Source organism: Rhodoferax sp. GW821-FHT09E07 (genome assembly GCF_059416145.1).
Map to the genome: position 1 here is coordinate 112,863 of NZ_JBWKOP010000002.1, position 12,502 is coordinate 125,364.

Annotated in this window: 9 protein-coding genes and 2 tRNA genes; 6 read left to right on the forward strand and 5 right to left on the reverse strand. The window is 62.1% G+C overall.

Going from position 1 to position 12,502, the window contains the following annotated elements; all coding sequences use genetic code 11:
- Positions 1–5: 5 nt before the first annotated feature.
- Positions 6–3,521 (reverse strand): chromosome segregation protein SMC, encoded by a 3,516-nt coding sequence (smc, locus tag AC07OE_RS03740; protein WP_495069232.1) that lies wholly within the window; start codon positions 3,519–3,521, stop codon positions 6–8.
- Between the two features lie 213 nt (positions 3,522–3,734).
- Between smc and dapC the strand changes: the two genes are divergently transcribed.
- Genes dapC through prmB form a run of 5 tightly spaced genes read left to right on the forward strand, consistent with a single transcriptional unit; the run spans position 3,735 to position 9,083 of the window.
- Positions 3,735–4,952, forward strand: a complete 1,218-nt coding sequence (gene dapC / locus AC07OE_RS03745; protein ID WP_495069233.1) for a succinyldiaminopimelate transaminase — start codon at positions 3,735–3,737, stop codon at positions 4,950–4,952.
- Between the two features lie 34 nt (positions 4,953–4,986).
- Positions 4,987–5,811, forward strand: a complete 825-nt coding sequence (dapD, locus tag AC07OE_RS03750; RefSeq protein WP_495069234.1) for a 2,3,4,5-tetrahydropyridine-2,6-dicarboxylate N-succinyltransferase — start codon at positions 4,987–4,989, stop codon at positions 5,809–5,811.
- A gap of 31 nt (positions 5,812–5,842) precedes the next feature.
- Positions 5,843–7,006, forward strand: coding sequence for a PilT/PilU family type 4a pilus ATPase (locus AC07OE_RS03755; protein WP_495069235.1), 1,164 nt, complete (start codon positions 5,843–5,845; stop codon positions 7,004–7,006).
- Positions 7,006–8,196: a succinyl-diaminopimelate desuccinylase gene (gene dapE / locus AC07OE_RS03760; RefSeq protein WP_495069236.1), complete on the forward strand. Its 1,191-nt coding sequence runs from the start codon at positions 7,006–7,008 to the stop codon at positions 8,194–8,196. The genes AC07OE_RS03755 and dapE overlap by 1 nt, the downstream gene beginning before the upstream one ends.
- Positions 8,193–9,083 (forward strand): 50S ribosomal protein L3 N(5)-glutamine methyltransferase, encoded by an 891-nt coding sequence (gene prmB, locus AC07OE_RS03765; protein ID WP_495069237.1) that lies wholly within the window; start codon positions 8,193–8,195, stop codon positions 9,081–9,083. The genes dapE and prmB overlap by 4 nt, the downstream gene beginning before the upstream one ends.
- A gap of 115 nt (positions 9,084–9,198) precedes the next feature.
- On the opposite strand, the gene AC07OE_RS03770 is transcribed toward prmB, so the two are convergent.
- Positions 9,199–9,333: a hypothetical protein gene (locus AC07OE_RS03770; protein WP_495069238.1), complete on the reverse strand. Its 135-nt coding sequence runs from the start codon at positions 9,331–9,333 to the stop codon at positions 9,199–9,201.
- Positions 9,334–9,449: 116 nt separating this feature from the next.
- Between AC07OE_RS03770 and AC07OE_RS03775 the strand changes: the two genes are divergently transcribed.
- Positions 9,450–11,393: an ABC-F family ATP-binding cassette domain-containing protein gene (locus tag AC07OE_RS03775; protein WP_495069239.1), complete on the forward strand. Its 1,944-nt coding sequence runs from the start codon at positions 9,450–9,452 to the stop codon at positions 11,391–11,393.
- Positions 11,394–11,477: 84 nt separating this feature from the next.
- On the opposite strand, the gene AC07OE_RS03780 is transcribed toward AC07OE_RS03775, so the two are convergent.
- The 3 genes from AC07OE_RS03780 to AC07OE_RS03790 all read right to left on the reverse strand — a co-directional run bounded on the left by AC07OE_RS03780 (position 11,478) and on the right by AC07OE_RS03790 (position 12,499).
- Positions 11,478–11,553, reverse strand: a tRNA-Lys gene (locus AC07OE_RS03780).
- Positions 11,554–11,571: 18 nt separating this feature from the next.
- Positions 11,572–11,647, reverse strand: a tRNA-Lys gene (locus tag AC07OE_RS03785).
- 60 nt (positions 11,648–11,707) lie between these two features.
- Complete coding sequence (locus AC07OE_RS03790; protein ID WP_495069240.1) at positions 11,708–12,499, reverse strand: tRNA threonylcarbamoyladenosine dehydratase; 792 nt, start codon at positions 12,497–12,499, stop codon at positions 11,708–11,710.
- Positions 12,500–12,502 lie beyond the last annotated feature (3 nt).

The following is a 12,502-nucleotide window of genomic DNA, read 5'->3' on the forward strand; positions in this document are numbered from 1 at the left end:
GGCGCTCAAGCCAGTTCAGCCAGGGTAACGGCGGACTCCATGTCCACGGCCACGATACGGGACACGCCCTGCTCCTGCATGGTCACGCCAATCAGCTGCTCGGCCATCTCCATGGCAATCTTGTTGTGGCTGATGAACAGGAACTGCGTACCCTTGCTCATGCTCGAGACCAGCTTGGCATAGCGCTCGGTGTTGGCGTCGTCCAGCGGGGCATCCACTTCGTCCAGCAAGCAGAACGGCGCGGGATTTAGCTGGAAGATCGCAAACACCAGCGCAATCGCGGTCAGCGCCTTTTCGCCACCCGACAGCAGGTGGATGGTCTGGTTCTTCTTGCCGGGCGGCTGGGCAATCACCTGTACGCCCGAATCCAGAATTTCGTCGCCCGTGATGACGAGGCGCGCATTGCCGCCACCGAACAGCTCCGGGAACATGCGGCCGAAGTGCGAGTTCACCTGGTCGAAGGTGCCAGACAGCAGCTCGCGCGTTTCAGCGTCAATCTTGCGAATGGCGTCTTCCAGCGTGTTCATGGCCTGGGTCAGGTCCACGTTTTGCATGTCCAGAAACTGTTTGCGTTCGCGTGCAGCTGCCAACTCATCCAGCGCGGCCAAGTTGACAGCGCCCAGTGCGGCAATCTCGCGGTGCAGACGGTCAATGTCGCCCTGCATGCCGAACAGGCGTACATTGCCGTCCTTGATACTTTGCTCAATGGCTTCCAAGTCGGCCTGGGCGTCCAGCAACTGGGCTTCAAACTGCTCAAAGCCCAAACGCGCGGCCTGTTCCTTGAGCTGGAATTCGGTGATGCGCTGGCGCAGCGGCTCCAGCTCGCGCTCCAGCTGCATGCGGCGTTCGTCGCTGGCGCGCAGCTTGGCGGTCAGGTCGTCGTACTCGCTGCGCTTGGCGCCCAGGGCCTGCTCGCGCTCCAACTTCAGGGCCAGGGCGTTTTGCAAGCCTGCCTGGGCGGCCGCATCGGTCAGGCGCGTGAGCTCTTCCTGCGCGCGCTGCTCTTCCGAAAGAATGTTTTGCGTTTGCTGTGCTGCAGTTTCGATAGCACGGGAGAGTTCGGCATTGCGGGCTTGCAGGCTGCGTTGGGCAAAAACAGCCTCTTGGGCCTGGCGCTCCAGCGTGCGCTGCTGCTCACGGCACTGCACCAGCTTGCGCTGACCTTCGATCACGCGCTCTTCCAGCTGGGCGTGACGCTCCTGGCTGTCGGCCAGCTGCATGTCCAGCGACTCGAAGCGGCCTTCGGCTTCCACGCGGCGTTCCTGCAGGTCGTCCAGTTGGGCTTCGACCTCGGCCATATCGGCCTCGATCTGCGCGCTGCGGGCCCGGGTTTGCTCCAGCAATTGGGAGAGGCGCAGTGTCTCCACCTGCAGCTCGTGCGCGCGGCTTTGGGTTTCTGCGGCCTCACGGCGCACGCCCACCAGGCGCTGGGCGCTCTCGGCGTAGGCACTTTCGGCACGGGTCAGTGCCACGCGGGATTCGTCGGCAATGAGCTGCTGGGCACGCAGCTGCTTTTCCAGGTTTTCAATTTCCTGCGCGCGGGCCAGCAAACCGGCCTGCTCGCTGTCCTGCGCATAAAAGCTCACGCTGTGGGCTGTGACGACATGGCCGGACTTCACATAGATGCTCTCGCCGGCCTGGAGCTTCTCGCGCTGGGCCAGGGCGTCTTCAAAGTTGCTGGCGGTGTAGCAGCCTTGCAGCCAGTCCGTCAGCACGGCTTTTTGGCCGGCCTCGTTCACGCGCAGCAAGTCTGATAAACGCGGCAAAACACTGGCGCGCTCAGGCGCGGCGGCCAAGGGCGGGCTGTAGAACGCAAGCTTGGCCGGCGGTGCATCCACCGCAAAGGCGCGCAGCATGTCCAGCCGCGACACTTCCAGCGCGCCCAGGCGTTCACGCAGTGCGCCTTCCAGCGCGTTTTCCCAACCCTGTTCGACATGGATGCGGGTCCATAGGCCCTGCAAATGGTCCAGCCCATGCTTGGCCAGCCAGGGCTGCAGCTTGCCGTCGGTCTTCACCTTTTCCTGCAAGGCCTTCAGCGCGTCCAACCGGGCCGAGAAGTCAGCCTGCTTGGCGGACTCGTCATTCACGGTTTGCTGTTGGGTGCGGCGGGCTTCGTCCAACTGGGGCACCGACTCTTGCAGCTCGTGCAAGCGGGCCTCGGCGATCTGATTGGTCTCTTGAGCAGCTTCCAGCTGCTCCTGCAGGCTGATCAATCGGGCTTCGTCGGGCGCAGACAGTGCATTGCGGTCCGTCATCAGGCGGTCGCGGCGGGTGTTCAGCTGGCGGCTTTGCTCTTCGATGCTGCGCTGCTCGGCGGCCAGTACCTGGATCTGCTGCTGCACCTGCACCACACTGCCGCGCTGGTCGTTGGCAGCGTTTTGCGCCTTGGCCACGGCCTCTTCCATGTCGGGCAGTTGCATGGCCTGCTCTTCCACCTGGGCGGCCAGCAGCTCGGTTTGTTCTTCGCCCAAGGCGGCCAGTTCGGCAAGGCGTTCAATCTCTGCCTGTGCATCGTCTCGGCGCACCGCCCATTCGGCGATCTGGTCCTTCAGCGTCACCAGGCGCTGCTCCACGCGCTGGCGGCCTTCCACCACAAAGCGGATTTCGGCTTCCAGGCGCCCCACATCGGTGCTGGCCTCGTACAGCAGGCCTTGGGCCTGGTTCACCTGGTCGCCGGCCGCATAGTGGGCCTGGCGCACGGTTTCCAGGTCGGCTTCGATATGGCGCAGATCTGCCATGCGCGATTCCAGCGCGTTGACGGCACCCAGGCCTTCAGACTGCACCTTGGCCTGATCGGCCAGCGCCTCGGCGCGCTTCAGGAACCACTGCTGGTGCTGCTTCTGCGTGACCTCGGCCTGCAGTGCGTTGTACTTTTGCGCCACCTCGGCTTGCTTTTCCAGCTTGTCGAGGTTGGCATTAAGTTCACGCAAGATGTCTTCAACGCGGGTCAGGTTTTCGCGCGTATCGGACAGGCGGTTTTCCGTCTCGCGGCGGCGCTCCTTGTACTTGGAAACGCCCGCGGCTTCCTCGAGGAACAAACGCAGTTCTTCGGGCTTGGACTCGATGATGCGGGAAATCGTGCCCTGACCAATGATGGCGTAGGCACGTGGGCCCAGGCCCGTACCCAGGAACACGTCCTGCACGTCGCGGCGGCGTACGGGCTGGTTGTTGATGAAGTAGCTCGATCCCCCATCGCGCGTCAGCACGCGCTTGACAGCAATTTCGCCGAACTGGCCCCACTGGCCGCCGGCGCGGTGGTCGGCGTTGTCAAACACCAGCTCCACACTGGCGCGGCTCGCTGGCTTGCGGCTGGTGGTGCCGTTGAAGATCACGTCCTGCATGGACTCGCCGCGCAATTCCGATGCCTTGCTCTCGCCCAGCACCCAGCGCACCGCATCCATGATGTTGGATTTGCCGCAGCCGTTGGGCCCCACCACCCCCACCAGTTGCCCTGGCAACAGGAAGTTGGTGGGCTCCGCAAAGGACTTGAAGCCGGATAACTTGATGGAATTAAGGCGCACGGATCGGTGGTATCTGCTCTAAGCAGTTGATTTCATTGAATTAATTCGTCAGCAGCCACTGACGAATGGTCCCCGATGATACTGTGTAGCAGGGGTGGCATTCCGCGCCGCACCATGGGCAAACGTTACAGCTTGAAAACTGGCGCAGCACTCATTGCCCGCAAGGTGGACGCAAGCCGGATGCGCCGGGGACTCAGGGGATAATGCTGCCCCATGAACCCGAATTTGTCGCGCCTGCAGGCCTATCCCTTTGAACGCCTGCGCCAGCTGTTCTCGACCGTCACGCCCAACCCTGCCTATCGGCCCATCAGTTTGGGCATCGGCGAGCCCCGCCACCCCACGCCCGATCTGATCAAGGACGCCTACTGCGACGCCATCCGCAGTGCCGACGGCGGCCTGTCGGTCTACCCCGCCACCGCCGGCGACGCCAAGCTGCGCAATGCCATGGTGCGTTGGCTGGACCGCCGATACGGCCTGCAACTGGACGCCGCTACCCAGGTACTGCCCATCAACGGTTCGCGTGAGGCGCTGTTTGCCTTTGCCCAGACCGTGGTGAACCCCGAGAAGGCCGACGCGCGCGGCCCGGTGCAGGTGGTGTGCCCGAATCCGTTCTACCAAATCTACGAAGGCGCAGCCCTGCTCTGCGGCGCCCAGCCCTACTTTGTGCCGTCCGTGCCCGAGCGCAACTTTGCGCAGGACTGGGACAGCGTGCCGGCTGACGTCTGGGCGCTTACCCAGCTGCTGTATGTCTGCTCCCCCGGCAACCCGGCCGGCGCCGTGATGCCGCTGTCCGAATGGGAAAAGCTGTTTGCGCTGAGCGACCAGTACGGCTTTGTGATTGCCTCGGACGAGTGCTACAGCGAGATTTACTTCCGCGACGAGCCGCCGTTGGGGGGCCTGGAGGCGGCCGCCAAGCTGGGCCGCAGCGACTTCAAGAACCTGGTGTCCTTCACCAGCCTGTCCAAGCGCAGCAATGTGCCCGGCATGCGCAGCGGTTTTTGTGCGGGCGACGCCAAGCTCATCAAGCAATTTTTGCTGTACCGCACCTACCACGGCAGTGCTATGAGCATGGTGGTGCAGACGGCCAGCGCCGCCGCCTGGGACGACGAGGCCCACGTGGTGGAAAACCGCGCCCAGTACCGCGCCAAATTCGCCCAGGTCACACCCATGCTGGCCGAGGTGCTGGACGTGGCCCTGCCCGATGCTGGTTTTTATCTGTGGGCCAAGGTCCAGGGCAGTGACACCGACTTCGCGCGCGACCTGCTCGCTCAATACAATGTGACGGTCTTGCCTGGAAGCTACCTGGCCCGCGAGGCCCATGGCAGCAACCCGGGCGCGCAGCGCATCCGCATGGCGCTGGTGGCCGAAGCGGCAGAGTGCGTGGAAGCCGCGCAGCGCATCGTCCAGTTTGTGAAGTCCCGAGTTTCCTGAGTCTTTCAACCCCTTTTCCCTTCTGAAGAGCCCTATGAGCCAACAACTGCAAACCGTTATCGAAGCCGCGTGGGAAGACCGCGCCAACATCTCCGTCGCCTCTGCATCTGCAGAAGTGCGTGATGCCGTAGAGCATGTGCTGAATGAACTGGACGCCGGTCGTCTGCGCGTGGCCACGCGTGAAGCCGTGGGCCAGTGGACCACCCACCAGTGGGTCAAGAAGGCCGTGTTGTTGAGCTTCCGCCTGAAGGACAACGCCATCGTGCAATCCGGCGACCTGGGCTTCTACGACAAGGTGGGCACCAAGTTCTCCGGCATGTCCGAAGCGGACCTCAAGGCCAGCGGCGTGCGCGTGGTGCCTCCCGCCGTGGCGCGCCGTGGCAGCTTCCAGGGCAAGGGCGTGATCCTCATGCCGTCCTACTGCAACATCGGCTCCTACGTGGACGAAGGCACCATGGTTGACACCTGGGCCACCGTGGGCTCCTGCGCGCAGATCGGCAAGCAAGTGCACCTGTCGGGTGGCGTGGGCATTGGCGGCGTGCTGGAACCCATGCAGGCCGGCCCCACCATCATTGAAGACAACTGCTTCATCGGCGCGCGCTCCGAAGTGGTCGAAGGTGTGATCGTGGAAGAAAACTCGGTGATCTCCATGGGCGTGTACATCGGCCAGAGCACCCCGATTTACGACCGTGCCACCGACACCGTGAGCTACGGCCGCATTCCGTCTGGCTCCGTGGTCATCAGCGGCAGCCTGCCCAAGAATGATGGCAAGTACAGCCTGTATGCCGCCATCATCGTCAAGCGTGTGGACGCCCAGACGCGTTCCAAGACGTCGCTCAACGACCTGCTGCGCGACTAAAGATCCCTAGACCTGTTCCGAGAGGTACGCCATGGCCACCACGCCCCAACCGTCGGGAACGATGGAGCGCATTCTTCGTCTGATGAGCGACAAGAAGGCGTCGGATGTGTACTTGTCCGCGCACGCGCCTGCGCTGATCAAGATCAATGGCCAGTGCGTACCCATCAACAGTCAGGTGCTGCCGGCGGATGCGCCCAAGAACCTGCTGGCCGAGGTGCTCTCACCCGACCAGATGGCGCAGCTGGAGGCCGAGGGTGAGCTCAACGTGGGCTTTCCCATGGCGGGCGTGGGTCGTTTCCGGGTCAGCGCCATGCGCCAACGAGGGTCCATCGCCGCGGTGATCCGCTATATCGCAGTGGACATTCCTTCTCTGGCTAACCTGCAGTTGCCCCCGATTCTGGGCGACCTGATCATGGAGAAGCGTGGCCTGCTGCTCATGGTGGGAGCCACCGGTGCCGGCAAGAGCACCACGCTGGCGTCCATGATGGACTACCGCAACGAGAGCGTGTCCGGTCACATCCTGACCATCGAAGATCCGGTGGAGTTTTTGTTCAAGAACAAGAAATCTATCGTCAACCAGCGCGAAATCGGTACCGATACACAAAACTTGCAAGTCGCGTTGAAGAACGCTCTGCGCCAGGCGCCGGATGTGATCCTGATTGGTGAAATCCGTGACCGCGAAACCATGTCGGCCGCCATAGCCTATGCGCAGTCGGGCCACCTGTGCCTGGCCACCATGCACGCCAACAATAGCTACCAGGCACTGAACCGCATCTTGAGCTTCTACCCCGTGGAAGTGCGTCAAACCATGCTGGGTGACCTGTCCGCGGCCCTGCGCGCCGTGGTGTCGCAGCGCCTGCTGCGCACGGTAGCGGGCATGCGCACGCCGGCGGCGGAGGTGCTGCTGAACACCAAGCTGATTGCCGAACTGATTGAAAAAGGCGACTTCTCGGGTGTGAAGGAAGCCATGGAGAAGTCCATGGCCGAGGGCTCGCAGACCTTTGAGCACGACATTGCCCGCCTGATTGTGGAAGGCATGGTCGAGCGCAAAGAGGGCCTGTCCCACGCAGACTCCCCCACCAACCTGTTGTGGCGCCTGCAAAACGATTTCAGCAAGGCCGCCAAACCGGCCGCTGCGGTGGAAGAGGAAGAAGAAGCCTCATTCACCGAAATTACCCTGGATGTGAAGCACTGATGACAACAACCTTGCAGCTCACCGAGCAGCTGCTTTCCATGGCGTCGGTCACGCCCAGCGACGGCGGTTGCCAAACCCTGATTGCCCAACGCCTGGCCGCACTGGGGTTTGTTTGCGAAATTATTGAGAGCGGCCCGGCCGACTTCCGCGTCACCAATCTATGGGCAAAACGGCCTGCAGCCCCCGCAAACAGTGCGCCAGCAGCTAGCAAATCCATAGCAGCCAAGACGCTGGTGTTTGCCGGCCATACCGACGTGGTGCCCACCGGCCCGCTGGAGCAGTGGGACAGCGCCCCCTTTGTGCCCACCTACCGTGACGGCAAGCTGTTTGCCCGTGGCGCCAGCGACATGAAAACCTCGCTGGCCGCGTTTGTGGTGGCCATCGAAGAGTTTCTGGCTGCCCACCCCGACCCGCAGCTCAACATCGCCCTGCTGCTGACCAGCGACGAGGAAGGCCCCGCCAACGACGGTACCGTGGTCGTCTGCAACACGCTGAAGGCGCGTGGCGAGGTGCTGGACTACTGCATCGTGGGCGAGCCCACCTCCGTGGAACGCACGGGCGACATGATCAAGAACGGCCGGCGCGGCACCATGAGCGGCAAGCTCACGGTCAAGGGCGTGCAGGGTCACATTGCCTACCCGCATCTGGCCAAGAACCCCATCCACCTGGCTGCGCCCGCGCTGGCCGAGCTGGTGGGCATCGAGTGGGACCGCGGCAACGACTTTTTCCCGCCCACCACCTGGCAGGTCAGCAACATCCACGGCGGCACGGGCGCCAGCAATGTGATCCCCGGCCACGTGGTGATCGACTTCAACTTCCGCTTCTCCACAGAGTCCACGCCCGAATCGCTGCAGAAGCGGCTGGCCAGCGTGCTGGAAAAGCATGAGCTGGAATATGACCTGGCCTGGACCGTGGGCGGCCTGCCCTTCCTCACCACGCCCGGCACGCTGGTGGACGCAGTGCGCGACGCCATCCGCTCCGAGACCGGTATCGAAACGCAGCTGTCCACCACCGGTGGCACCAGTGACGGGCGCTTTATCGCCCAGGTCTGCCCCCAAGTCATCGAGATGGGCCCACCCAACGCGACCATCCACAAGATCAACGAGTTTGTGGCGGTGGCTGACATTGAGCCGCTGAAGAACATCTATCGCCAGGTGCTGGTCAACCTGAACCGTCAGGCGCAGGCATGACCCTGTCGGAACTGGTGGCCCAGGCCACCCAGCAGCTCACGGACGCGAAAGTCTCTTTCGGCCACGGCACCACCAATGCGCGGGACGAAGCGGCCTGGCTGGTGTTGCACGCGCTGGGGTTGCCGCTGGATACACCGTTGGATGCTGACGATGCAGAGTCAAATAGGCCTGTAGCCCCCGAAGAATATGCGCGAGCAGCTACGCTTTTAGGAGCACGCATCAGCACCCGCAAGCCTGCGGCCTACCTGACGAACGAGGCCTGGCTGCAGGGCGTGCCCTTTTATGTGGACGAGCGCGTCATCGTGCCGCGCTCGCTGATTGCCGAGCTGTTGGTGGATGGCAGCATTGATTACTGGCTGAAGGAAAGTACGCACCGCGTGCTGGACTTGTGCACAGGCAATGGCAGCTTGGGCATTTTGGCGGCCATGGTGTACCCCGAAGTGGAAGTCACCGGGGCAGATATTTCCACCGATGCGCTGGCCGTGGCCCGCATCAATGTGGACAAGCACAGCCTGCAGGCGCGGGTGCAGTTGGTGGCGTCCGATGGGCTGGCCGCCGTGCCCGGTCCGTTTGACCTGATTCTGTGCAACCCGCCGTATGTGAACGCGCAGAGCATGGCTGCCCTGCCTGCGGAGTACTTGGCCGAGCCTTTTATTGCGCTGGACGGCAACCAGGCTGGTGGCAGTGGCGACGGCATGGATTTCATCCGTACGCTGCTGAAGCAGGCGCCTGCAGTGATGGCGGACGATGCGGTGCTGGTGCTGGAGATTGGCAATGAGCGGGCTTTCTTTGAAACCGCCTTTCCGGATCTGGAAGTGGTCTGGCTGGAAACCAGCGCTGGAGAAGACCAGGTGTTGTTGGTGACCAAGGAGGCTTTGCTGCTTTAGCGCCTGTACCTTGGTTCTGAGCCCGCTGCGGGCTTGGGGTACGGGACTCCGTTCGTGTCCCCCGCCCTTCGGGCTCCTCCTTGACCTCACTGCGCCCCGCACCCCAAGCCCTCAGCTACGAACAGTAGCCGGTCTCTTCATTGAAATAAAACGCCTCGCTGGGGATGGTGGATGGGGTGTCCGGTCGCAGGCGCTGTTCGCGGTTGCCACAGAACACACCAGCCAACAACGGCGTTAACGAAATAACCATTGCGAACCTAAAGTGTTCGCCCGCGAGATGTGCCGGAGAACGGATACCCCGTCTACCAGCCCTCACCACGATGCAGGCCTGAAACGCCTCAAAGAATTGATAACTGAGTCCTTCAAATGATTACCCTGAAAAACGTCACCCTGCGCCGCAGCGCCAAGGTTCTCCTCGAAAGTGCTTCCGTTACCCTCAACCCCGGCGAAAAAGTCGGTCTGGTGGGGCGCAACGGTGCCGGCAAATCCTCGCTGTTCGCCTTGCTCAATGGCAATCTGCACGAAGACGCGGGCGAGTACTACATTCCCGCCGCCTGGCGCATGGGCCAGGTGGCCCAGGACATGCCAGAGACCGAACAAGGCGCGACTGATTTTGTGGTCGAAGGCGACACGCTGCTGGGCGCCGCACGGGCCGAAGTGGCTGCGGCCGAAGCCACGGACGACTACGACCGCATGGCCCACGCCTACACGGCACTGCACGATGCCGGCGAATACGACGCCGCTGCCCGCGCGCAGGCGCTGATCCTGGGCCTGGGCTTCAAGACCACCGAGCTGGACAAGCCGGTCAACAGCTTCTCGGGCGGCTGGCGCATGCGCCTGCAGCTCGCACGCGCCCTGATGTGCCCCAGCGACCTGCTGCTACTCGACGAACCCACCAACCACTTGGACTTGGATGCGCTCGTCTGGCTGGAGGCCTGGCTCAAGAAATACGAAGGCACCATGGTCGTCATCAGCCACGACCGCGAATTTCTGGACGCGGTGACCAACGTAACGCTGCACATCGACATGGGCAAGCTGGTGCGCTACGGCGGCAACTACAGCAAGTTCGAAGACATGCGGGCCGAGCAGATGGAGCTGCAACAGAACGCCTTTGCCAAGCAGCAGGACAAGATCGCCCACTTGCAGAAGTTCATTGCACGCTTCAAGGCCAAGGCCAGCAAGGCCAAGCAGGCCCAAAGCCGTGTGAAGGCGCTGGACCGCATGGAGAAGATTGCGCCGCTGATGGCCGAGGCCGAGTTCACTTTCGAATTCAAGGAACCCGCCAACCTGCCCAACCCCATGCTGTCCATGCAAGGCGTGAGCTTTGGCTACCCGCCGCCCGAAGACGCCCCCAAGGGCACCCCGCCCACCACCATCGTGCACAACGTCAGCAAGTCGGTGCTGGCGGGCCAGCGCATCGGCATTCTGGGTGCCAACGGCCAAGGTAAATCGACGCTGGTGAAAACCGTGGCGCGCGATCTGGCGCCGCTGGGCGGTGACGTCACCGAGGGTAAGGGCCTGAACATTGGCTACTTCGCGCAGCAGGAGCTCGACGTCCTGCGGCCCGATGAATCGCCGCTGGAGCACATGATCCGCCTGGTGCGCGAGATGACAGCCGCAGGCAAGATTGCCGGCCAGCAGACGCGCGAGCAGGACCTGCGCAGCTTCCTGGGCACCTTCAACTTCAGCGGCGACATGGTCAAGCAGGCTGTGGGCAGCATGAGCGGTGGCGAGAAGGCTCGCTTAGTACTGTGCATGATCGTCTGGCAACGCCCCAACCTTTTGCTGCTGGACGAACCCACCAACCACTTGGATCTGGCCACACGCGAGGCCCTGGCCATGGCGCTCAACGAGTTTGAAGGCACCGTGATGCTGGTGAGCCACGACCGTGCCCTGCTGCGCTCCGTTTGCGACGAGTTCTGGATGGTGTCTCGCGGTGGCGTAGAGCCCTTTGACGGAGATCTGGACGACTACCAGCGATACTTGTTGGACGAAGCCAAGCGCCAGCGTGAATTGGCCAAGGAAGAGGCGAAGTCTGAAGCAGTCAAACCGGTGGTCACCACTGCTGTTGTGCCGGTCAAATCAGGCCCCAGTCCTGAAGCGTTGCGCAAATGGAAGAAGGAATTGGTCCAGGTGGAAGAACGCATGGCCACTCTCAATACTGAAGGCGCGGAGCTGGAAGCCAAGCTTTCTACCAATCCTCACCCTTCCGTTATCGCCGAAACGGGCAAACGCCTGAAGGCGGTGAACAGCGAACTGCAAACACTGGAAGAACAGTGGCTGGAATTGACTGCGCAGATAGAGGGGTGAGGAAGGCTGCGGCCTTTCCAAGCCTAACCGGCAAAGAAAAAGCCCACTGTTTTGCAACAGTGGGCTTTTCGATTCCACATGAAGTGGTGGGAACTGAGAGATTCGAACTCTCGACCTACGGATTAAGAGTCCGCTGCTCTACCAGCTGAGCTAAATTCCCTTAAATCGTCAATAACTTTGGTGGGACCAGCGGGGGTCGAACCCACGACAAACGGATTAAAAGTCCGCTGCTCTACCAACTGAGCTATGGTCCCTACGAGAACTGGCAACTCAGTTACTTGATCCCGCTAAGCCTCAAATTATAGCGTGTTTTTTTATGGCTTCGGCTCCCTGCGCGATATTTTGTCGATGATCCAGCCCGCAGCACACATGCCAAAGGTCGCAGTCACCGTGACCAGCGAGCCGTAACCATGGCAGTTCAATGAGCCGTCAGACTCTACCGCGCAAGAGGCATCAGGAGCCGCCACAGCTTCTTTGCTAAAGACGCATGCCACATGTATTTTTTTGCCATTCTTGGGCGCCCCATGTTCCTTGCGCAGACGGTAGCGCAGTTGCGCCAACAAAGGGTCATGCGTTGTTTCGCTCAGGTCGGCAATATCCACCGCATGCGCCAAGCGTTTACCCCCCGCAGCTCCCACCGAAATAAAAGGTATTTTTGTACCGCGCGCCCATGCAGCCATGGCCGTCTTGGCACGCACCTGATCACACGCGTCCACCACACCGTCGATGCCTGATGCCACCAAGGGTAACCAAGTCTCTGGCTCCACAAAGTCGTCCACGCAGGTCACCACACATGCAGGATTGATCAGCGCGATGCGCTGCCGCATGGCCTCAATCTTGGCCATGCCCACAGTGTCGGTCAAGGCGTGGAGCTGGCGATTGATGTTGGACTCGGAGATATGGTCCATATCCACCAAGGTGATGCGCCCCACCCCACTTCGCACCAGTGCCTCAGCGCTCCAGGACCCCACCCCACCAATGCCCACCACCATGAGGTGGGCGTTTCGCACGCGCTGTGCCGGGTCAACACCCAGCAACCGGTCTAATCCGGAAAAGCGCCGTACCACATCGGCGCCATGCACCACGGCGGAAGTCTCAGCTGACATGCA